The sequence below is a fragment of the Bacillus sp. YH3-2-B2 genome, assembly GCF_053663335.1.
In genome coordinates, this window is the sequence record NZ_JBSJQE010000002.1 from 860927 (window position 1) to 881344 (window position 20418).

The following is a 20418-nucleotide window of genomic DNA, read 5'->3' on the forward strand; positions in this document are numbered from 1 at the left end:
ATGTTAGAGAAGCTCCGTTTATATCATACGAATGATTTGCACAGCCATTTCGAAAATTGGCCGAAAATCGTACATTATATTGAGCAGAAGAGAAGTGAGCATGAAAAAAACGGGGAGGAAACACTCGTATTCGACATCGGCGATCATATGGACCGATTCCAAATGATAACGGAAGCGACCTTCGGCAAAGCGAATGTCGACTTGTTAAACCGTCTTGAGATTGATGCGGCTGCCGTCGGGAATAATGAAGGAATTACGCTGCCTCACGATGAGCTGGCGGGTTTATATACTCATGCCGCGTTTCCCGTCATTGTGTCCAACCTGTTTGACGAGGACGGACATCGGCCGGAATGGGCCAAGCCCTACGTGATCAAAACGCTGAAAAACGGGATGACCGCCGGCATACTCGGCGTCACGGTGCCGTATTATCCCGTCTATCAAAAACTCGGCTGGACGGTGACGGATGCGGAAAAAAGCATTCAAGAATCACTTGACGATATCAAGGGCAAAGCGGACATCATCATTCTGCTTTCTCATTTAGGCCTGATCGATGACCGGGCCGCAGCGGAAAAATTTCCCGACATCGATGTCATTCTTGAATCACATACGCACCATCTTCTTGAGGACGGACAGGACATAAACGGCGTATTGCTTGCATGTGCGGAGAAATACGGGAACTATGTCGGCTGTGTCGAGCTGACGATAGAAAGTGAATCACGAACCATTGTCAGCAAACAGGCATCTGTACAGCAAATGGCTGATTGGCACGGGGAATCTGAAGATACGGCGGCTTTTCTGAAAGAGAAAGAACGGGAAGCGGAAAACCTGCTCTCCGTACAAGTCGCCAATCTGAATGAAGAAGCCGGCGTGAAGTGGTTTGAGGAATCGCCGCTGCCGCTTCTATTAGCCGAAGCGCTGAAAAGCTGGTGCGGCTGTGAAGTCAGCATGGTGAATTCCGGCGTCATTTTGGGGCCTTTACAGAAGGGGCCTGTCACAAAGCTTGACTTGCACCGCATCTGCCCTCATCCGATCAATCCGGTCGCCGTTCGTCTTTCAGGCAGGGAACTCCAGGAAACAATCAGCCAGGCCGCCTCGGAACAAATGGAGCAGCTGCGGATTAAAGGCCTCGGCTTCCGCGGGGAAGTGATGGGCAGGATGGTATATGCCGGAGCGGAGGCAGAGGCCGGCATTCTTGAAGACGGTGTGACGCATCTCCTCAATGTGAAAGTGAACGGAGAAGAGGTGGATCCGGAGCGGATATACTCGGTTGCCGTTCTCGACATGTTTACACTCGGCAAGCTGTTCCCTTACATCCGCGATTCAAAAGAAAAACAATACTTTATGCCGGAGTTTTTAAGAGATCTGCTCGCCTGGAAGCTCGCGCGGCAAGCGTAATGTCAGATATCCGCCGGCCGTTCCATCTCACCCGAGTGAAGGTAAACGGGACTTTTTAAGAGTAAAAATAAAATACTATGTCCCCCCTTACAAGCATACATTGTGATATGTAAGGGGGGATTTTTCTTGCCTAGATACCGGAGCGCTCTTCGCAAGAGAGGGCCTTTGCCTTTTCGATATGTGCTTCTTCTGTCGTTTGCTTTTTTTATCATATCGACGGTCATCAGCCTCTGGATGATCAACTCCTCAATCAAACCGGTGCTGATGAACATAGGAGAAATGGAAACCAAACGGGTGGCGACAGAGGTCATTACGGAATCCATTGAAGAATACATGTCTCACAGCGACAATGTGAAAGATATGGTCGATATGAAAACGGATGAAAACGGAAAAGTCACAACGATGGATTTTAATACACAAATGGTCAACAGTATGAAGGCGAAAGTGACAAAGCAGCTTCAGGCTCATTTGAAGGAAGCGGAGTCGAACAATAAGCAGCATGAAACGGAAAAAGGCGCGAAAACGGCCGATGAAATTATGATTAACATCCCTTTAGGGCAGGTCACGGGAAACAGCATTCTCGGAAATCTGGGGCCGAAAATCCCCGTGCGCTTTAACCTGATCGGTGATGCGTTAACTGATGTGAAAACAAAAATAAAGCCGTACGGCATTAACAATGCCCTGATCGATATCAGTATTTTTGTGGAAATTAAGGTAAAGGTTATTATCCCGTTTGCCAGTAAAACATCAGTCGTGACAAATAATATTCCGGTCTCCATTAAAGCGATTCAAGGAGAGGTGCCGCAGTTTTATAACGGAAGCGGCGGATCAGGTGTGACGCCTTCCATTCAGCTGCCGAATGAAAAACAGAAGAAAGATAAATAAAAACACACAGCCGCAATCTTTCCTGGCGGCTGTGTGTTTACTTTTTCCTGCGGATTTCTTTTCGCTCCCATGCCCTTAAATGGGGATACGGGTCAAAAGACCATTCCGATCTGCCGTTATCTTTATACATCCCGTAGTGAAGATGCGGCGGAAATTTTCCCGCGGTGCCCGGCGGTCCGTATCCGGAACTGCCGACAGAGCCGATCACTTCTCCGGGTTTGACGATCTGGCCTTTATGCACACCTTTTGCAAAGCCGTTCAGGTGAGCGAAGTAGTGATACGTGTTATTGATATCCCTGATGCCGATTCTCCAGCCGCCGAAACGGTTCCAGCCCTTCATTTCAACAATACCGTAGCAGGTCGATCTGACGGGGAGCCCGTAATGGGCGAACAGATCCGTTCCTTCGTGAATCCGGCGACCGCCGAAACCCCGCGCGGCACCCCATGTGCTGCGGTAGCTGTAATCCGTCTTCACGGGAAGCGGAAAAGCGTGCTCTCCGAGATCAAGGCGGCCGAACGTTTTAAACAGTGTCATGAATTCGGTGATAATGCCGACCGTCTGATCACGGCGGTAATAATTCCAGAGGCCGATGCGGATATGGTCAAGATCCGTTCCGAATCCCGCTAAATACTGTGCAAATGTATAAAGAATATCCTCATCATTGCTGACCTCGGCTTTTCCGTCGCCGTCGCCGTCCAGGCCGATCCCGTCAAATACTTTAATGCTGAGGGGCGCCTCGTCCTTAGGATTTGGATTTTCAGGCCCGCTCCACAAATGATCCGGAATATAAATGCTGATGATTCCCGCTTTTTCCGGCAGATCCTTTCGGTTCGAGCGGACATTTTCTTCATATTGATCAACCGCCGCAAGCACATACCAAGGAATCTGCGTGACTGCTTCGGCTTTGCGGTACAACTGCATCCGTTCGCCGTAAACAGGAGCCGATTGTTCTTTCCCGCTTGCAGCCGGACAGAAAAATGATAAAAGGAGAAGAGCAGATAACAGAACTTTCACAACATGATCTCCTTTCAGGATTAATACAAATAGTTTGCGGCAACAATCCGAGAAAATGTAAGTAATTCTCTTCCCTTGTCGAGAAATTTTTCCTATGTTAAAGTGACTATTGAATAGAAATCTGCAAGTTTTATATCCATCGTGAAATAGAAATTTTTCGCACACGAACATGAATAAAGGGATAATGGAGATGATGGGGAAATGGCAAAGAAAGACGAGCATCTGAGAAAGCCGGAATGGCTCAAAATAAAGCTGAACACGAATGAAAACTATACGGGTCTGAAAAAATTAATGCGTGAAAATAATCTGCATACCGTATGTGAAGAAGCAAAATGCCCGAACATCCATGAATGCTGGGCTGTCAGACGTACGGCGACGTTCATGATTCTCGGTTCCGTCTGTACGAGAGCATGCCGCTTCTGCGCTGTCAAAACGGGTCTGCCGACTGAGCTGGATCTGCAGGAACCGGAACGCGTAGCTGATTCGGTTGCACTGATGAACTTAAAACACGCCGTCATCACGGCCGTGGCGCGTGATGATCAGAAAGACGGCGGAGCAGGCGTCTTTGCGGAAACTGTCCGGGCGATCCGCAGAAAAAGCCCGTTCACGACAATTGAAGTGCTGCCATCCGATATGGGCGGAAATTACGACAACCTGAAAACATTAATGGATACCCGTCCTGATATTCTGAACCACAACATTGAAACCGTGCGCCGCCTGACACCGAGAGTCCGGGCCCGCGCAACATATGACCGTTCTTTGGAATTCTTGCGCCGTGCGAAAGAAATGCAGCCCGACATCCCGACGAAATCAAGCATTATGATCGGTCTCGGCGAAACGAAGGAAGAAATTATTGAAGTGATGGACGACCTGCTTGCGAACAATGTCGACATCATGGCGATCGGCCAATACCTGCAGCCGTCGAAAAAACATTTAAAAGTCCAAAAATATTATCATCCGGACGAATTTGCCGAACTGAAAGAAATCGCGATGCAAAAAGGCTTCAGCCACTGTGAAGCAGGCCCGCTTGTCCGTTCTTCCTACCATGCGGATGAACAAGTGAACGAAGCGTCTAAAAAACGCCAGGCCCAAGCATAAGATAAGCCGAAAAAACCCAAAACGCCGCAGGTTTTGGGTTTTTTGTGATGGAGCCGTCTGTGCAGGGAAAAAGTCATTCTTGAATAAGGATCGTCAGAACCGCTACACTGGATATAAAAGGGGAAAATTTTTCCGTCCGTCAGAACCGTCTCATTTTGCAATTGATGGACAGAAGTCAATGAATTATGATAGTAAAGAGTGATAAAAGAGGTGAAGACATGATTCTTATTCAAAATGCCGAGTTTGAACTCGTACACGATTTTAAAAACGGCTTTAATGAAGAAGCGTTCAAAGCCCGCTATTCGGACATATTAAATAAATATGATTACATTGTGGGAGACTGGGGATACAGTCAGCTGCGGCTCAAAGGCTTCTTTGATGACCAGAATCAAAAAGCAACCTTTGAAACGAAAATCAGCACATTGGACGAATACATTTACGAATACTGCAATTTCGGCTGCGCGTATTTTGTTTTAAAACGAATCAGAAAATAATTGATGCAGAAGGGGATGCTGTCACGTGTATTTTGTTGACAGAAATAATATCGAACAAACACTCCGTTTTTTTGAGACCCAGCTGGCGCTGTTTGACAGCACGCCTGCATGGCAGAGCGAAATCGAAAAAAGGGCGCTTGAGCGGATCAGCCATCTTATGATCGAATGCATTCTCGATGTCGGAAATGATATGATTGACGGCTTTATCATGCGCGATCCGGGGAGTTATGACGACATCATGGATATTCTGACGGATGAAAAGGTGGTAGCTGAGGATGAAGCGAATAAGCTCAAGCAGCTGATCTCTTCCAGAAAGCGGCTTGTTCAGGAATATCAGCAAGCCGATCATCAGGAGCTGTTTACGCTGATCACGTCAAACAGGGATGTGCTGAAAGCCTTTCCGGCCCGTGTAAGAACCTACCTGGAAACAGAATTAGGGCCTGTTTCCGCATTTAAATAACAACGAGTGAGAAAATCCACAGGAGTGTTGAGTATGAAGGATTATAAAGGATATTTGATAGATTTGGACGGCACAATGTACAACGGGACGGAAAAAATCGAAGAAGCGTGTGAATTCGTGAGAACGCTTAAAGCGCGCGGCATTCCGTATTTATTCGTGACGAACAATTCTTCCCGGACGCCGAAGCAGGTGGCGGACAAGCTGATGAGGTTTGACATTCCGGCATCTGAAGAGCAGGTCTTCACGACGAGCATGGCGACTGCGCAGCATATCGCCCAGCAGAAAAAAGACGCGTCGGTGTATGTGATCGGCGAAGAAGGCATCCGCCAGGCCATTGAAGAAAACGGGCTGAGCTTCGGAGAAGAAAACGCGGACTTTGTCGTTGTGGGAATCGACCGCGGCATTACATATGAAAAGTTGGCAACGGGATGCCTTGCGATCAGAAACGGCGCCCGGTTCATTTCAACAAACGGCGACGTCGCCATTCCGACTGAAAGAGGGCTTTTACCAGGGAACGGTTCGCTCACATCCGTTTTGACGGTGTCAACGGGCGTTGAGCCTGTCTTTATCGGCAAGCCTGAATCGATTATTATGGAACAGGCGATGCGTGTGCTCGGAACGGATATTTCCGAAACACTCATGGTCGGCGATAACTATGCAACGGATATTATGGCCGGCATCAATGCGGGCATGGATACGCTGCTGGTTCATACCGGAGTGACAAAGCGTGAGCATATGGCAGATTACGATCGGAAGCCGACATATGCGATTGACTCTTTAACCGAATGGATTGAACATCTATAAAAAAGGGACGGCCATGACGGCCGTCCTTATTCTGTATTTCTGGCGCTGTGGGCAAGCCGGCTTGAAGCCGCTGCTGCGATTGCGCCGACGATATCATCAAGAAACGTATGGCATTCGCCCGTAGATTTATCATTTAACCGCCCGAGAATGCCGGGTTTTTCTTTGTCAATGTAGCCGTAATTCGTAAAGCCGATTGAGCCGTATATATTCACGATAGAGAAGGCGAGCACCTCGTCAACCCCATACAGGCTTTCATCAATCGCCAGAATGGTCTGAAGCGGTTCAGACAGCTTTTTTTGTTCGGCGAGCACATCTAATTCTATTCCCGTTAAAATGGCGTTTTGCACCTCGCGTTTTGCGATGACACGGTCCACATTGAGCCTGCATACTTCCATCGTCAAATCAGGATGATATTTTTTCTGAAGGAAATACACCAGCTCGGCAATATCGTCCGTCTCAACCCCCCGTTCTTTTAAACGCGTTCTGGCGACAGCTTCCACGTGATTCAGTTGTTCCTTTTCTGACATTTGCTTCACCCAATCTTTTTTTACTAGTTTATACAACACCCTTCCGATGTGTACGATGTTTCTCCACTTGATTCAAAGGATTACAATATGTATTCATAATTCCGCCGGCGTATGACTACGATGTGAATAGCTCTAATTTTTCAGGCAGGTGATTATGATGAAAAGCATCATTAAAGAAAAGTACGGCATCCACGTCAGACAGCTTTCCGTTTATCAGAAATACCAATGCTTCCAGACGCCTAATTCCTTCTTTCTTATTATTCCCGTTTCCGGATTTTCGCAATCAGAGCTGACGGAGCTTTACTACATGAGTCAGTATTTACAAGAACAAAGTGACCCATACGTTTCAGTGTTTATCTTTACGAAGGAAGGAGAACTGACCTTTGAGGACGAAGGCAAAACGTATGCGCTCTTAAAAGCGCCGATCCCCGTCGCAAACCGGTCGTTTTCTGTCGGAGGGGAGCTTGCCGAATTTCACAGAAAAGGGCGGGGTTTTCCGTACGAAGTGAAAGAAGCGGGCAGGATCGGCCAATGGAAGGACTTATGGGGAAAACGGGTGGATCAGCTGGAATCATTCTGGATGCAGAAAATTCATATGTCTCCGCTCGAACCGTTCGAAAAGAAAATGATCGAAGCATTTCCTTATTATTCAGGCTTAGCGGAAAATGCGATTCAATATTTAGTGGATACGGAGCTGGATGACAATCCCGGCGCAGAAGACTCGGGGACAATCTGCCATCAGCGGATGGAATGGGATACCTGGTCGGAGGAATCATTGATCCGCATTCCGGGCGATTGGGTATTCGACCATGCCGCCCGTGATATTGCGGAATATATGCGCAGCACATATTTGTATCATCGTGACGACTTGCTTAACGAAGGGTTTTCGTTTTTGCAGGAATATGAGCAAGTTACGCCGTTATCCTCCTTTTCCAAGCGCCTGTTTTACAGCCGCCTGCTGTTTCCGCTTCATTTCTTTGAGACGGTGGAGAGCTATTACATTTCTCATGATTCTGAAAAACAGTTTTACGAAGAGCAGCTTGACTACATTCTTGCAGACTGCACCCGCTATGAACAGTTTTTGCAGACATGTCACGACATGCTGAATGTCAGAGCGGCGCAGGTTTTTGTCCCGCCTGTGGCGTGGCTCGGAAAAGGAATCAGTTCGTAAGAAAATATGACGTAAAAATATTTAGAAAATAGGGAATCTTGTCATATCAGTGTGTTAAGCGTTTTCATAGCCGCAGAAACAATATTCAGCCGCTTGTCAAAACAAATGCGGGCTTATATAATATTTGTAACTTAAATGTCTGTGAAGGGTTAACAATTGTCCTTTTCTAGTGGACAAAAGGAAGAAAGGTGGAGTTTCTCTTTGGAAGCGATTCGTATTGGACTGTTAGGACTGGGAACCGTGGGAAGCGGAGTCGTCAAAATTATACAAGATCATCAGGATAAGCTTATGCACCAGGTCGGCTGTCCGGTGACGATCAAAAAAGTGCTAGTTAAAGATATTGATAAAAAACGAGACGCAGACCTGCCGAAAGAAGTGCTGACGACAGAAGTCTATGATGTGATCGATGACCCTGAGGTCGACGTGATTATTGAAGTCATCGGCGGTGTCGAACAGACGAAGCAATATCTTCTTGATGCCTTGAAAGCGAAAAAACATGTTGTGACCGCAAATAAAGATCTGATCGCCGTATACGGGTCAGAGCTTTTAGCCGCCGCAAAGGAAAATGGCTGTGACTTGTATTATGAAGCGAGTGTCGCCGGCGGAATCCCGATTTTACGCACGCTCGAAGAAGGCCTTTCCTCTGACCGGATCACAAAAATGATGGGAATCGTCAACGGAACGACGAACTTCATCTTAACGAAAATGATTAAAGAAAAAAGCCCGTATGAAGAAGTGCTGAAGGAAGCGCAGGATCTCGGATTCGCGGAAGCGGACCCGACCGCCGATGTAGAAGGACTCGATGCCGCACGCAAGATGGCGATTTTAGCCCGTCTCGGCTTCTCTATGAACGTCGATCTGGACGATGTCAAAGTAAAAGGAATTTCCCGGATTACGGATGAAGACATCAGCTTCAGCAAACGGCTCGGCTATACGATGAAGCTGATCGGCATCGCCCAGCGTGATGACAATAAAATCGAAGTCAGCGTTCAGCCGACACTGCTCCCGGATCATCATCCGCTCTCTGCGGTGCATAACGAGTTTAATGCCGTTTACGTGTACGGAGAAGCGGTAGGCGAAACGATGTTTTACGGCCCCGGAGCCGGAAGCATGCCGACTGCGACATCAGTCGTTTCCGATCTGGTCGCGGTCATGAAAAACATGCGTCTCGGCGTAAACGGAAACAGCTTTGTCGCCCCGCAGTTTGAAAGAAATCTGAAGCAGCCGTCTGATATCTACGCCCAGCAGTTTTTAAGAATTCATGTCAAAGACCAGGTCGGCTCTTTTTCAAAAATCACATCAGCCTTCTCAGAGCGCGGCGTCAGCTTTGAAAAAATTCTGCAGCTGCCGATCAAAGGCCATGACGATCTCGCGGAAATCGTTATCGTCACGCATCATACATCGGAAGAAGATTTCAGTGACATTCTGCAAAACTTAAATGATCTCGAAGTTGTACAAGAAGTAAAAAGCACATATCGTGTAGAAGGGAACGGTTGGAGCTAATGTGGAAAGGACTCATCCATCAATATAAAGAATTTCTGCCGGTGACGGATCGGACGCCGGCCCTGACATTGCATGAAGGCAACACGCCGCTGATTCACCTCCCGAAGCTTTCTGAAAAGCTCGGAATTGAACTGCATGTGAAAACAGAGGGCGTTAATCCGACGGGATCTTTTAAAGACCGCGGCATGGTCATGGCGGTCGCCAAAGCGAAAGAAGAAGGCAATGATACCATCATGTGCGCCTCAACAGGCAACACATCCGCGGCGGCTGCGGCATACGCGGCGAGAGCAGGCATGAAATGCATCGTCATCATCCCGGACGGGAAAATCGCCTTCGGAAAGCTTGCGCAAGCCGTCATGTACGGTGCGGAAATCATCGCGATTGACGGAAACTTTGACGACGCGCTGGCCATCGTCCGGTCGATTTGTGAAAAATCACCGATTGCATTAGTGAATTCAGTAAACCCTTACCGGATTGAAGGGCAAAAAACAGCAGCCTTTGAAGTATGCGAACAGCTCGGCGAAGCGCCGGACATTCTGGCGATCCCGGTAGGAAACGCCGGGAATATCACGGCCTACTGGAAAGGGTTCAAAGAATATCATGAGAAAAACGGCACCGGACTTCCGAAGATGCGCGGTTTTGAGGCGGAAGGTTCTGCGGCCATCGTTCGCGGCGAGGTCATTAAAAATCCCGAAACCGTTGCGACAGCAATCCGGATCGGGAACCCTGCCAGCTGGGACAAAGCCGTGCTCGCTGCGGAAGAATCAGCCGGAAAAATTGATGAAGTCACAGATGAAGAAATTCTTCACGCTTATCAGCTGATTGCCCGTGAAGAAGGCGTGTTTGCCGAACCGGGCTCCTGTGCATCCATCGCCGGCGTTTTGAAACAGGTGAAATCCGGTGAAATTCCAAAAGGCAGCAAGGTTGTCGCAGTCTTGACCGGAAACGGCCTGAAAGATCCGAACACGGCTGTGGACGTATCTGACATAAAACCGATCACGCTGCCGACAAATGAGGACAGTATTCTGGAATACTTAAATGGAGCGGCGCGTGTATGAATGAGGCGGAGATGCTGTTTTCCATTACGGTTCCGGGAAGCACCGCCAACTTAGGGCCTGGGTTTGATTCCATCGGGATGGCGCTCAGCAGATATTTGAAGCTTTCGGTTTTCCGAAACGATGAATGGCAGTTCTCGGCGGAAACCGAAACTGTCGCGGGCATCCCTCAAGGAACGGACAACCTCATCTACCAAGTCGCCAAACGGACGGCTGACCGCTATCAGAAAGAGCTGCCGCCCGCCCATGTCAAAGTATGGAGTGACATCCCCCTTGCGCGGGGGCTCGGAAGCAGCGCGGCCGCTATCGTCGCCGCCATTGAGCTTGCGGATGAGTTATGCGGCCTGCAGCTGTCGGAAAGCGACAAGCTGCACTTAGCCAGTCTTGAAGAGGGACACCCTGATAATGCCGCTGCTTCCCTTGCAGGAGGGCTTGTGATCGGCCTTCACGAAGAAGATGAAACACATATCGTGCGTGTTGCCGAAGCGGATATCGACGTTGTGGCAGTGATTCCGTTTTACGAAGTTCTGACCAGGGACGCAAGAGACGTGCTCCCGAAAGAGCTGTCGTACCGACGCGCCGTTAAAGCAAGCGCCGTCAGCAACCTTCTCGTTGCTGCGATCATGTCAAATGACTGGGCGCTCGCCGGGAAAATGATGAGAAAAGACATCCTCCATCAGCCGTACCGCGCCATGCTTGTTCCTGAGCTTTCAAAGGTGGAACATGCGGCCGAAATGAAAGGCGCTTACGGAACGGCGCTGAGCGGAGCGGGACCGACGATTCTTGTCCTGATTGAAAAAGGAAAGGGAGAAGAGCTGAGAAAGCAGCTTTCTGAGCATTTCCCTCACTGTGAGATTGCGGCGCTTACCGTCCCGTCAGAAGGAAGCGTAATTGAACGGAATCCTTTAGAACAGGTGAAAAGTGTATAATGATAAAAAAGCGTTCTTCCCATCAGAGAAGGACGCTTTCTTTTTCTGGAGAAGGATTTTTATTTAGGGAAGCGAAATAAAAAAGAAAAGGAGGAGAAACGATTTGAAAAAACTCATAACCGAGGAGGACATTGCGTCTCTCGTATCCGTGACAGACCCGCAATATGCCCCTGACGGCAGAAGAGCCGCTTACGTCCGGACAACAGTCAATCAGGATTCCTATTCCTCAGCCATTATGGTATATGACACAGAATCCGGCATCTCAAACCCATGGACTTTCGGGGACGATAAAAATACAAGTCCGCGGTGGTCGCCTGACGGACGGCGCCTCGCCTTTGTTTCTGACAGGGAGGACGGCATCCCTCAGCTGTACATCATCGACGCTGCCGGCGGAGAGGCGGAACAGGCGGCCGATATTCCTTGGGGCGTATCAGATCCGATATGGGCGCCCGACGGCAGATCCGTGCTTGTGTCCGTCAGTCTGACATCAGCGGAGCGCGCCGAGGAGAAAGAAAAAAAGAAGCATGACGAGTATGAGCCGGTTGAGATTCAATCATTAACATATAAACGTGACGGGAAAGGCCTGCTGAACGGAAGCTGGGCCCAGCTTGTGCTGATTCATCTTGAAACGGGTGAGATTCAGCAGCTGACGGATCATGAAGCGGATCATTATGGCGCGGCCTTTTCACCGGATGGCAGGCAGCTTGCGTTTACCGCCAATTTATGCGAGCCGGGTGACGCCGGAAAGCCGAGCGATGTCTATCTGATGAATCTGGCGGACGGAAGCCTGAAGCAGATTACGCCGCACCGCGGTTCTTTCGGTTCCTGCGTGTTTTCACCGGACGGTTCTTATATCGCGATGCTGGGCCATGAGAATGAATTTCGCAATGCGACTTTAGAGAAAGCGTGGCTGTACGACGTGAAAACTGAGCGGCTGTCCTGCCTGACCGACATGCTGGATGTTCATTTGAGCGATGCGCTGATTGCGGATTCAATCATAGGAGGAGTGACGCCCCGGCCGGTATGGACAAACGACGGGCAGGGTTTTTACGTTCTCGGGAGCGAGCAGGGAAGCACCGGTATTTATTATATCTCGATTGACGGCCTCGTATATCCGATCCGATTAGAAGAAGAATACGTGAACGGTTTTGCTTTTCATCCCCATCAGAAAAGCTGTATCGCTGTCATTGCCAAACCCGCACAGCCTTCCGAGCTTTACAGCATTTCACTTGAAAATGGGGAAGAAAAGCAATTGACATTTGACAATGATCGGTTTATAGAGGAGCGTATCATATCCGTGCCGGAAAAGCTGCAATATGAAACAAAGGACGGGCTGACGGTAAACGGCTGGTTTTTAAAGCCCGCCGTTTTTGAAGAGGGTCAAACATATCCCCTCATTCTATACATACACGGCGGGCCTCACATGATGTACGGCCATACGTATTTTCACGAATTCCAAGTGCTGGCCGCACAAGGATATGCTGTCGTGTATGTCAACCCGAGAGGAAGCCACGGCTACGGGCAGGATTTTGTCAATCGTGTCAGGGGTGATTACGGAGGCGGAGATTACCGTGATGTCATGCAGGCGGTGGATGAAGCCGTTCAGGCGTATCCGTTTATTGACAGCGGCCGTCTCGGTGTGACAGGCGGAAGCTACGGGGGGTTTATGACGAATTGGATTGTCGGACAGACAGGCCGTTTTAAAGCAGCCGTCACGCAGCGCTCCATTTCAAATTGGTACAGCTTCCACGGTGTCAGCGATATCGGCTTCTTTTTTACCGACTGGCAGCTCGGACATGATTTGTTTGAGGAAGCGGATAAGCTGTGGGATCGTTCTCCTGTAAAATATGTATCCCGCGTTTCGACGCCGCTTTTGATCCTGCACGGTGAGCGAGATGACCGCTGTCCGATAGAGCAGGCGGAGCAGCTCTTTACCGCGTTGAAGAAACTGAACAAAACGACGTCGTTCATCCGATTTCCGAAAGCTACGCATGAGCTGTCGAGAAGCGGCCATCCCGAACAGCGAATGAAACGCATCCGTTATATTTGTTCATGGTTTGATGACTATTTGTAAAAATAAAAAAACCAGGCTGTCATGCAGCCTGGTTTTATGATTAAAATACTTGTTCTACTTCAACGACACCCGGTACTTCTTCAAGAAGGGCGCGTTCAATTCCGGCTTTCAGCGTAATCGTTGAACTTGGGCAGCTGCCGCATGCGCCAAGGAGGCGAAGCTTTACAATGCCTTCGTCTACATCAACAAGCTCACAGTCACCGCCGTCACGAAGCAGAAACGGACGTAATTTATCCAATACTTCCTGTACTTGCTCTTTCATTTCAACCTCAGTCATGAGATTCGCTCCTTTCATATACATAAAACCATTATATTCACAGTAACGGTAAAAATCTAATGTTTGGTTTGCAAAGCTGCTTTCTCCATTATAGCATATTTAAACTTGAACATAAAAACCGTTTTTTATACAAAAGCTGCCCCGTCCTTTGTATACTGGTGTAAAGGGGATGATATACATGACAAAGCCGGTTACGCTCAGTGTTTACGGCGCTGAAACGCTTTGCGCAAGCTGCGTGAATATGCCGAGCGCCAAAGATACGTTTGAATGGCTGGAGGCGGCGCTGAAACGGAAATACCCGGAGCAGCCTTTTAACATGCGGTATATTGATATTGACGCACCGCCTCAGCAAAAGGAGACAGAAGAGCTTGCGGAGCGCATCAAGAACGATGAATTTTTCTATCCGCTCGTGCTGGTGGAGGATGTCATTGTGGGGGAAGGGAATCCGCATTTAAAAGATATATATGAAGAAATGGAAAAGCGCGGCTATGTGGCGGGCTCTTAAAAATGGCCGCTGATCGCAATCAGCGGCTTTTTTTCTTATCAGCCGTTATGATGCTTGTACATCCATAAAAGGCCTGATTTTAATAAACGGGGCACACGCCCGATGAGCGGACGGTCGTTGACAAGACCGAAGCCCGCTTTTTTTCCGAGTGAACCGAGAACGCCTTTCAGCTTAAATTGCGGCATTGTTTCCGGCAGCTCTTCATTGTTCCAGCGTTTCAGGAGGATCTGCACAATTTGTTCCGCCTGTGCTTCAGCCAGCTGGGCGCTCGGCGCATGCGGCAGGCTCGCGCAATCACCGACGACGTAAACATGCTCATCGCCCGGAAGGTTGTGATGCGGTGTTAAAACGATGCGGCCTTGCGGGTCTTTTTCAGCGTCCAGTTCTCTGACGGCTTTATTCGGCTGAATTCCCGCCGTCCACACGATGGCATCGGCCGGTATTCCTTCATCATGATTATAAACGATGCCGTCTTCCGCTTTTGTAATATTCGCATTATTGATAATGGTGACGCCGTGTTCTTCAAACCATTTCTGAACGTACTTGCTGAGTCTTTTCGGAAAGCTTGATAAAATCAGGTCGCCCCGGTCAAATAACATAATCTTCAGGTCGTCACGGCTCTCTCTTAATTCACTGGCAAGCTCCACGCCGCTTAATCCCGCTCCGACGATAGCGACAGATGCATTGGCGCCGAGGTTGTTCAGCTTTTGATAGGCTTCGCGTGACTGATCAATGGTCTGAATGCTGTAAGTATGTTCCGGCGCGCCGGGCACGTTATGATACTTATCCTCACAGCCCAGTCCGATCACCGCGTCATCGTAAGAAATCGGTTCGCGGTCATGAAACAGAACCTGTTTGTTTTTCGTGTCGACGGAAGCCACCTCACCGTATTGAACATCCAGATTCGGATGCTCAGGAAAAGACACCCTGATATGATGATCAGAAATCGTGCCGGCTGCGAGCGCATAATATTCTGTTTTTAAGCAGTGATACGGGTTTCTGTCAATCAGCGTGATGGATACATCTGACGGAAGCTGGTTCGGCAGTAAGCGGTGCAGCACCCGCATGTTTCCGTAACCCCCGCCGATCAAGACCAATTTTTTCATAATGATTCCCCTTTTGCCCGAAAAATATGGTAGTCAATATTGTTACAAAATAACGAACTATGTAAAATAACATCTAGAATTATATCGAATTTGATCTAAAACCACAATAATAGTTTTAAAATAACCTACAAATTGACCAGAAAACACGCAATAGTAAAACCTTTAACCTGAATTAATATGTTACGATAACATTGAGCGTGAAACCGGATCTTTGACGAATAGAGGAAATTCCGTTAGGATAAGGTACATATGTGAGGTGAAACCGCATGAATCCGATGATTGAATTCTGTGTCAGCAATTTAGCGCGCGGTTCCCAGGAAGCACTTGAGATCTTAGAGAAGGATCCGAACTTGGACGTGCTTGAGTACGGCTGTTTAAGCTACTGCGGAAAATGCATGGAGTCCCTGTTTGCCCTGGTTAACGGCGAAGTGGTCACGGGGGGCACGCCTGCTGAGTTGGTTGACAACATATATACATTCATAGAAGAAAATCCGATGTTTTAATCAGAGGCTCCGAACGGGGTCTCTTTTTTATTGCGCCTGGGTTTTGGCAAAATAAAAAATTTGTAGACAGCAAAAATAAATATTGTTATCTTAATAAAGACTTTTTTTAAATAAAATTTTAGAGGTGGATTCATTGAATATCGTTTGGGGGCTGCTCGGGGCAGTTGCTATATTAGCCATTGCTTTTTTGTTATCAGAGAAGAAAAGCAAAATTAACCTGCGAACCGTCATTGTCGGTTTATGTTTACAAATGGCCTTCGGATTCATCGTATTAAAGTGGGACGCCGGCCGGGCCGTATTTTTATGGTTCTCAAGCCGTGTGCAGCTTCTCATTGATTATGCGAACGAAGGCATCAGCTTTATTTTTGGCCCGCTGTTAAAAGTGGGCAGCAGCCCGGCTTTCGCGCTGAGCGTTCTGCCGGTCATTATCTTTTTCTCAGCGCTGATTGCCGTTTTGTATCACTTGAAAATCATGCAGCTCATCTTTCGCGTTATCGGAGGCGGACTGTCAAAACTTCTTGGGACAAGCAGAACGGAATCGCTTGCGGCGGCTGCGAATATTTTTGTCGGACAGTCTGAATCACCGCTTGCCATTAAACCGCTGATTGCGGGATTGACCCGTTCCGAGCTGTTTACGATTATGACGAGCGGCCTTTCGGCTGTAGCGGGTTCGACGCTTTTCGGTTACGCCCTGTTAGGCATTCCGATTGAATACTTGCTGGCGGCCAGCTTTATGGCGGCTCCCGCCGGTCTCGTGTTCGGAAAAATGTTAATACCTGAAACAGAAAAAACGCAGACGATAAAAGGCGATTTTAATATGGACGAAGAAGGCGAAGGCGCCGCTAATGTGATTGATGCAGCGGCAAAAGGCGCATCCACGGGCCTTCAGATTGCTCTAAATGTCGGCGCCATGCTGCTTGCGTTTGTCGCGCTCATCGCCGTAGTGAACGGAATTCTCGGCGGAATCGGCGGCTGGTTCGGTTTCAAACATATTACATTAGAATCCATTCTCGGTTACGTGTTTTCACCGATCGCATTTGTAATCGGCGTTCCTTGGCATGAAGCGCTTGGAGCGGGAAGCTATATCGGACAGAAACTTGTGCTGAATGAGTTTGTCGCTTATTCAAACTTCGGTCCGCACATTGCGGACTTTTCTAAAAAAACGTCTACGATTATCAGCTTTGCGCTGTGCGGATTTGCCAACTTCTCTTCGATTGCGATTATGCTCGGCACACTGGGCGGTTTGGCCCCAAGCCGCCGTTCGGACATTGCGCGCCTCGGATTAAGAGCGGTTATTGCGGGAACACTCGCAAACCTTCTCAGCGCGGCGATTGCCGGCATGTTTATTTAGTAAACGATAAAAGCTCCCTGCATATGCAGGGAGCTTTTATGTATGAAAAACGGGGGATATTTGTATTGTGTCCGAGGGGAAGAGCTTTTATACTAAGTAAAAGAAAAAAAGTTGGAGGCCGATATGAATTCATTCCGTTTTACCAAGATGCACGGTCTTGGAAACAGTTATATATATGTAAATCAATTTGAAGAACAGCTGCCGGAAGAACGGCTGGCTGAGATTGCCGTTAAAGTGTCCAGCATTCACACGGGCATCGGCTCTGACGGAATGATCCTCATCTGTCCGTCAGAAAAAGCGCCGGTCAAAATGCGGATTTTTAATAATGACGGCTCAGAAGGGAAAAATTGCGGCAACGGCCTTCGCTGTGTGGCAAAGTACGCATACGAACATAAGCTGACAGAAGAAACGTCCTTTTTCATTGAGACGCTTTCAGGCCTTGTGAAAGCAGATATTACGGAAGACAACGGGATTGTGCGTGAAGTCGCCGTCGATATGGGCGAACCGCGCCTCACCAAAAAAGAGCTGCCGATGCTCGGCAATGAAGATGAACGGACGATCGATGAAACCTTTGTTTTTGGAGAAACGGAGCTTTCCGGAACAGCCGTATCAATGGGAAACCCCCATATTGTTTTTCCGGTTGCGGATATCAATCAAGCGCCTCTTACAACGCTCGGTCCCGTCATTGAAAAAGACCCGAGATTTCCGGAAGGCGTCAATGTCGAATTTGTGGAAACCGTCAGCGCCGATGAACTTCATTTCCGCGTATGGGAACGCGGCTCCGGCATTACACAGGCTTGCGGAACGGGCGCCTGTGCGGCGGCTGTCGCATCCGTATTGAACGGTGTTTCCGAACGAAACCGGGATATCACCGTTCATTTAGCGGGAGGCGACCTTGTGATAAATTGGCAGGACAACGGGCACGTGCTGATGACGGGACCCGCCGAAACCGTATGCAGCGGCGTCTATTATTTGTAAACAGCTCGTTTGAGAAATACGCTCCTCAAGGTTTATAATAGTATCAGCATCCGTTTTTAAAAAAGGAGGTCTACCTATGAGTGTTCCAGTAACCATCACTGAAGCAGCGGCTTTGCATATAAAAGATATGATGAAAGAGCATGAAGAAGAAAACGCGTTTCTCCGTGTGGGTGTAAAAGGCGGCGGCTGCAGCGGCCTGTCTTACGGAATGGGATTTGAGCACGAAAAAGGCGAAAAAGACAGCATGTTTGAACAGCACGGAATCACCGTTTTGGTCGACAGCGAAAGCCTTGATATTATGACCGGCACGATCATTGACTTCAAACAGTCCATGATGGGCGGCGGTTTCACCATTGACAACCCGAATGCCATCGCTTCCTGCGGCTGCGGATCTTCTTTCCGCACGGCCAAAAACGCCGGTACGCCGGAAGAGTGCTAAGGGTCAGCCCGCCATTCTCAGGATGAAAAAATAGGACGTCTTTCTTTTCGATGGCGCTTGCACCATTGTTAAGAAAGGCGTTTATCTGTTTAATAAAAGCCAAAACCCGCTCAATAGAAGCGGGTTTTGCTTTTTCAAAGATGTTATTCAATTGTATGTTTCATCGCATTGTACATATTAGCGGTATGTTCATCGGCTTTATCCCGTGACATGCGCAGCCGTTCTGCTGAAGAACCATAGCCGATTTCTAGTTTGCCCTCTTTCAGTCCTTTAAAAATCCCCTCAGCGAATTCATCCAGCGGTTCTCCTTGAGTATGCAGCCCTGCTCCGCCTAAATCTGTATTCACCGCCGGAGGCGCAACTTCAATCACTTCTACAGATGAATCAGAAAGCTGATGTCTCAGACTCATTGTAAATGAGTGAAGCGCCGCTTTCGTTGCTGAATAGATCGGTGCAATGGCAAGCGGTGTAAAAGCCAATCCCGAAGAGACGTTAATGACAGCCGCATCTTCTTTTCCGGCAAAAAACGGAGCGAACAGCATAGACAGGTGGAAGGGAGCTTCAATGTTCGTTGTGATTTCTTTATTAAAATAGTCCCAATTGTCCTTCGCGTCCGCTTTCAGCACATGAAAACGTTGTTGAATCCCCGCGTTGTTTACTAACACATTCACTTCCGGATAATTTTCTTTCACCCAATCAAACAGTGATACACGTTCAGATGGAATGCTCAAATCACTGACATAGGTAATAAGATCCGGGAATATTTCCTTTGCTTTTTGAAGAGCGTGCTCACGCCGTCCGGTCACGATGACTTTATTTCCCGCTTTTAAAAACCGTTCTGCGAAAGCCAATCCTATTCCGGCATTTCCGCCTGTAATCAGTATTGTATTTCCCGTCAGTTTCATATTAACTCCTCTTTTCCGATTGTTTTACATTTCTTTGTCAACATTTCAGCTTTGATCCAATCAATATATTGCTTCATCCCGCAACTAAGACAGCAGTGATTCTGTAAAATTGATTTTTAGATCATCGGGAAACCCGCCAAAACTATTCTTTCCTTGTCACAATATGATGATACGGCTTATAGCGCGGTTTAAGTCAACAGAAGAACCTTGTGATTTCGTTTGCACGAAAGGAAAGGTGAACGTAAAGTCTTGGATTTTCTCGATGCGATAAAGCGTACCGTATAACAAGGGTGAGAGGCAATTAAAAAACGTTTCTGATCAAAACAAAAGGACGGTGATGCCGATGTATATGCAGGAGGAAACAGCGTTGATATCAGGCCGCTCAGCCTGAATGATGCAGAGCAGGAGCTGGTTTTGCAGACGGAAAACCGCACGTTTTTTGAACGGTTTGCCATGTCGAGACAGGAGGATTTTTATACGCTGGAAGGCCGGAAAAACGAATTGAACAATCACTGAAGAATGCGAAAAATGACACAGAATACAACTTCTTCGGCATTTTTCTTCAGGATCAGACCCTGATTGGCACGATCAGCCTTTTTCAGGTGGTTCGGGGCGCCATCCAAAGCGCTTTCATCGGTTATTTTTTAGATGGTGAACATAACGGAAAAGGCTATGCGACGAAGGCTGTCAAGCTGGCAGTCGATTATGCATTCAATGAGCTGAAACTGCATCGGATAGAAGCCGGAGTCATGCCGCACAATAAGGCGTCAATCCGGGTGCTCGAAAAAGCTGGGTTTCATAAAGAAGACATTGCGAGAAAAAATGTAAAGATAAATGGAAAATGGGAAGATCATCAGGTGCTGGCGATCATACACCCGGAGGATAAATAACAATATCCTCCCTTTTTATACCCTGCGTCTCATTCCACAGATCATTCTTCTCTA

The 20418-nt window shown here is 48.1% G+C and carries 21 protein-coding genes and 1 pseudogene; 17 read left to right on the forward strand and 5 right to left on the reverse strand.

The window, feature by feature from the left end:
- Both ACWJJX_RS09325 and yunB read left to right on the forward strand, forming a co-directional pair.
- Positions 1 to 1395 (forward strand): bifunctional metallophosphatase/5'-nucleotidase, encoded by a 1395-nt coding sequence (locus tag ACWJJX_RS09325; RefSeq protein ID WP_454022924.1) that lies wholly within the window; start codon positions 1 to 3, stop codon positions 1393 to 1395.
- 126 nt (positions 1396 to 1521) lie between these two features.
- Positions 1522 to 2280: a sporulation protein YunB gene (gene yunB, locus ACWJJX_RS09330; protein ID WP_039253993.1), complete on the forward strand. Its 759-nt coding sequence runs from the start codon at positions 1522 to 1524 to the stop codon at positions 2278 to 2280.
- Between the two features lie 37 nt (positions 2281 to 2317).
- Here the strand turns inward: yunB and lytH are convergent, their stop codons facing one another.
- Positions 2318 to 3295 carry an L-Ala--D-Glu endopeptidase gene (gene lytH / locus ACWJJX_RS09335; protein WP_003151918.1) on the reverse strand — a complete coding sequence of 326 codons (978 nt, stop codon included), beginning with the start codon at positions 3293 to 3295 and terminating at the stop codon, positions 2318 to 2320.
- Positions 3296 to 3496: 201 nt separating this feature from the next.
- Between lytH and lipA the strand changes: the two genes are divergently transcribed.
- The 4 genes from lipA to ACWJJX_RS09355 all read left to right on the forward strand — a co-directional run bounded on the left by lipA (position 3497) and on the right by ACWJJX_RS09355 (position 6151).
- Positions 3497 to 4393: a lipoyl synthase gene (gene lipA, locus ACWJJX_RS09340; protein WP_003151923.1), complete on the forward strand. Its 897-nt coding sequence runs from the start codon at positions 3497 to 3499 to the stop codon at positions 4391 to 4393.
- A 218-nt stretch (positions 4394 to 4611) separates the two neighbouring features.
- Positions 4612 to 4887: a YutD family protein gene (locus ACWJJX_RS09345; RefSeq protein WP_003151928.1), complete on the forward strand. Its 276-nt coding sequence runs from the start codon at positions 4612 to 4614 to the stop codon at positions 4885 to 4887.
- A gap of 25 nt (positions 4888 to 4912) precedes the next feature.
- Positions 4913 to 5347 (forward strand): DUF86 domain-containing protein, encoded by a 435-nt coding sequence (locus ACWJJX_RS09350; protein ID WP_003151930.1) that lies wholly within the window; start codon positions 4913 to 4915, stop codon positions 5345 to 5347.
- Between the two features lie 33 nt (positions 5348 to 5380).
- Positions 5381 to 6151, forward strand: coding sequence for a TIGR01457 family HAD-type hydrolase (locus ACWJJX_RS09355; protein WP_165409391.1), 771 nt, complete (start codon positions 5381 to 5383; stop codon positions 6149 to 6151).
- Positions 6152 to 6177: 26 nt separating this feature from the next.
- Here ACWJJX_RS09355 and ACWJJX_RS09360 read toward each other — a convergent pair whose 3' ends face one another.
- Complete coding sequence (locus ACWJJX_RS09360) at positions 6178 to 6678, reverse strand: phosphatidylglycerophosphatase A family protein (protein ID WP_070082311.1); 501 nt, start codon at positions 6676 to 6678, stop codon at positions 6178 to 6180.
- Between the two features lie 154 nt (positions 6679 to 6832).
- On the opposite strand from ACWJJX_RS09360, the gene yutH reads away from it, so the two are divergent.
- The 5 genes from yutH to ACWJJX_RS09385 all read left to right on the forward strand — a co-directional run bounded on the left by yutH (position 6833) and on the right by ACWJJX_RS09385 (position 13410).
- Positions 6833 to 7849, forward strand: coding sequence for a spore coat putative kinase YutH (yutH, locus tag ACWJJX_RS09365; protein WP_454022925.1), 1017 nt, complete (start codon positions 6833 to 6835; stop codon positions 7847 to 7849).
- Between the two features lie 201 nt (positions 7850 to 8050).
- Complete coding sequence (locus ACWJJX_RS09370; RefSeq protein ID WP_003151938.1) at positions 8051 to 9352, forward strand: homoserine dehydrogenase; 1302 nt, start codon at positions 8051 to 8053, stop codon at positions 9350 to 9352.
- Positions 9352 to 10410 (forward strand): threonine synthase, encoded by a 1059-nt coding sequence (gene thrC / locus ACWJJX_RS09375; RefSeq protein ID WP_326358917.1) that lies wholly within the window; start codon positions 9352 to 9354, stop codon positions 10408 to 10410. Before ACWJJX_RS09370 ends, thrC begins: the two co-directional genes overlap by 1 nt.
- Positions 10407 to 11336 (forward strand): homoserine kinase, encoded by a 930-nt coding sequence (gene thrB / locus ACWJJX_RS09380; RefSeq protein WP_454022926.1) that lies wholly within the window; start codon positions 10407 to 10409, stop codon positions 11334 to 11336. The genes thrC and thrB overlap by 4 nt, the downstream gene beginning before the upstream one ends.
- A gap of 103 nt (positions 11337 to 11439) precedes the next feature.
- Positions 11440 to 13410, forward strand: a complete 1971-nt coding sequence (locus ACWJJX_RS09385) for a S9 family peptidase (RefSeq protein WP_454022927.1) — start codon at positions 11440 to 11442, stop codon at positions 13408 to 13410.
- 40 nt (positions 13411 to 13450) lie between these two features.
- Here ACWJJX_RS09385 and ACWJJX_RS09390 read toward each other — a convergent pair whose 3' ends face one another.
- Positions 13451 to 13786, reverse strand: coding sequence for a NifU family protein (locus ACWJJX_RS09390; protein ID WP_169510385.1), 336 nt, complete (start codon positions 13784 to 13786; stop codon positions 13451 to 13453).
- A 79-nt stretch (positions 13787 to 13865) separates the two neighbouring features.
- Here ACWJJX_RS09390 and ACWJJX_RS09395 point away from each other — a divergent pair, with 79 nt between their 5' ends.
- The gene (locus tag ACWJJX_RS09395) at positions 13866 to 14192 is read left to right on the forward strand and encodes a YuzD family protein (protein ID WP_044052935.1); all 327 of its coding nucleotides are present in this window, start codon (positions 13866 to 13868) and stop codon (positions 14190 to 14192) included.
- 38 nt (positions 14193 to 14230) lie between these two features.
- Here ACWJJX_RS09395 and ACWJJX_RS09400 read toward each other — a convergent pair whose 3' ends face one another.
- Positions 14231 to 15298, reverse strand: coding sequence for an NAD(P)/FAD-dependent oxidoreductase (locus ACWJJX_RS09400; RefSeq protein ID WP_454022928.1), 1068 nt, complete (start codon positions 15296 to 15298; stop codon positions 14231 to 14233).
- Between the two features lie 266 nt (positions 15299 to 15564).
- On the opposite strand from ACWJJX_RS09400, the gene ACWJJX_RS09405 reads away from it, so the two are divergent.
- The 4 genes from ACWJJX_RS09405 (at position 15565) to ACWJJX_RS09420 (ending at position 18569) form a co-directional block, all read left to right on the forward strand.
- On the forward strand, positions 15565 to 15801 hold the full coding sequence (locus tag ACWJJX_RS09405) for a YuzB family protein (RefSeq protein ID WP_007408721.1): 237 nt from the start codon (positions 15565 to 15567) through the stop codon (positions 15799 to 15801).
- 133 nt (positions 15802 to 15934) lie between these two features.
- Positions 15935 to 17152, forward strand: a complete 1218-nt coding sequence (locus ACWJJX_RS09410) for a NupC/NupG family nucleoside CNT transporter (RefSeq protein WP_024085753.1) — start codon at positions 15935 to 15937, stop codon at positions 17150 to 17152.
- Positions 17153 to 17275: 123 nt separating this feature from the next.
- Positions 17276 to 18130 carry a diaminopimelate epimerase gene (gene dapF / locus ACWJJX_RS09415; protein ID WP_012118345.1) on the forward strand — a complete coding sequence of 285 codons (855 nt, stop codon included), beginning with the start codon at positions 17276 to 17278 and terminating at the stop codon, positions 18128 to 18130.
- Between the two features lie 76 nt (positions 18131 to 18206).
- Positions 18207 to 18569: a HesB/IscA family protein gene (locus tag ACWJJX_RS09420; RefSeq protein WP_003151967.1), complete on the forward strand. Its 363-nt coding sequence runs from the start codon at positions 18207 to 18209 to the stop codon at positions 18567 to 18569.
- 143 nt (positions 18570 to 18712) lie between these two features.
- Here the strand turns inward: ACWJJX_RS09420 and ACWJJX_RS09425 are convergent, their stop codons facing one another.
- The gene (locus ACWJJX_RS09425; RefSeq protein ID WP_454022929.1) at positions 18713 to 19474 is read right to left on the reverse strand and encodes an SDR family oxidoreductase; all 762 of its coding nucleotides are present in this window, start codon (positions 19472 to 19474) and stop codon (positions 18713 to 18715) included.
- Positions 19475 to 19927: 453 nt separating this feature from the next.
- Between ACWJJX_RS09425 and ACWJJX_RS09430 the strand changes: the two are divergent.
- Positions 19928 to 20364, forward strand: a pseudogene (locus tag ACWJJX_RS09430) (GNAT family N-acetyltransferase).
- Positions 20365 to 20418: the final 54 nt, after the last annotated feature.

Excerpts from the sequence above, each read along its gene's own strand:
- ACWJJX_RS09325 (WP_454022924.1), top strand. The coding sequence starts at position 1 with ATGTTAGAGAAGCTCCGTTTATATCATACGAATGATTTGCACAGCCAT.
- lipA (WP_003151923.1), top strand. The coding sequence starts at position 3,497 with ATGGCAAAGAAAGACGAGCATCTGAGAAAGCCGGAATGGCTCAAAATA.
- ACWJJX_RS09345 (WP_003151928.1), top strand. The coding sequence starts at position 4,612 with ATGATTCTTATTCAAAATGCCGAGTTTGAACTCGTACACGATTTTAAA.
- ACWJJX_RS09355 (WP_165409391.1), top strand. The coding sequence starts at position 5,381 with ATGAAGGATTATAAAGGATATTTGATAGATTTGGACGGCACAATGTAC.
- ACWJJX_RS09360 (WP_070082311.1), bottom strand. The coding sequence starts at position 6,678 with ATGTCAGAAAAGGAACAACTGAATCACGTGGAAGCTGTCGCCAGAACG.
- yutH (WP_454022925.1), top strand. The coding sequence starts at position 6,833 with ATGATGAAAAGCATCATTAAAGAAAAGTACGGCATCCACGTCAGACAG.
- thrC (WP_326358917.1), top strand. The coding sequence starts at position 9,352 with ATGTGGAAAGGACTCATCCATCAATATAAAGAATTTCTGCCGGTGACG.
- thrB (WP_454022926.1), top strand. The coding sequence starts at position 10,407 with ATGAATGAGGCGGAGATGCTGTTTTCCATTACGGTTCCGGGAAGCACC.
- ACWJJX_RS09395 (WP_044052935.1), top strand. The coding sequence starts at position 13,866 with ATGACAAAGCCGGTTACGCTCAGTGTTTACGGCGCTGAAACGCTTTGC.
- ACWJJX_RS09400 (WP_454022928.1), bottom strand. The coding sequence starts at position 15,298 with ATGAAAAAATTGGTCTTGATCGGCGGGGGTTACGGAAACATGCGGGTG.
- ACWJJX_RS09405 (WP_007408721.1), top strand. The coding sequence starts at position 15,565 with ATGAATCCGATGATTGAATTCTGTGTCAGCAATTTAGCGCGCGGTTCC.
- dapF (WP_012118345.1), top strand. The coding sequence starts at position 17,276 with ATGAATTCATTCCGTTTTACCAAGATGCACGGTCTTGGAAACAGTTAT.
- ACWJJX_RS09420 (WP_003151967.1), top strand. The coding sequence starts at position 18,207 with ATGAGTGTTCCAGTAACCATCACTGAAGCAGCGGCTTTGCATATAAAA.
- ACWJJX_RS09425 (WP_454022929.1), bottom strand. The coding sequence starts at position 19,474 with ATGAAACTGACGGGAAATACAATACTGATTACAGGCGGAAATGCCGGA.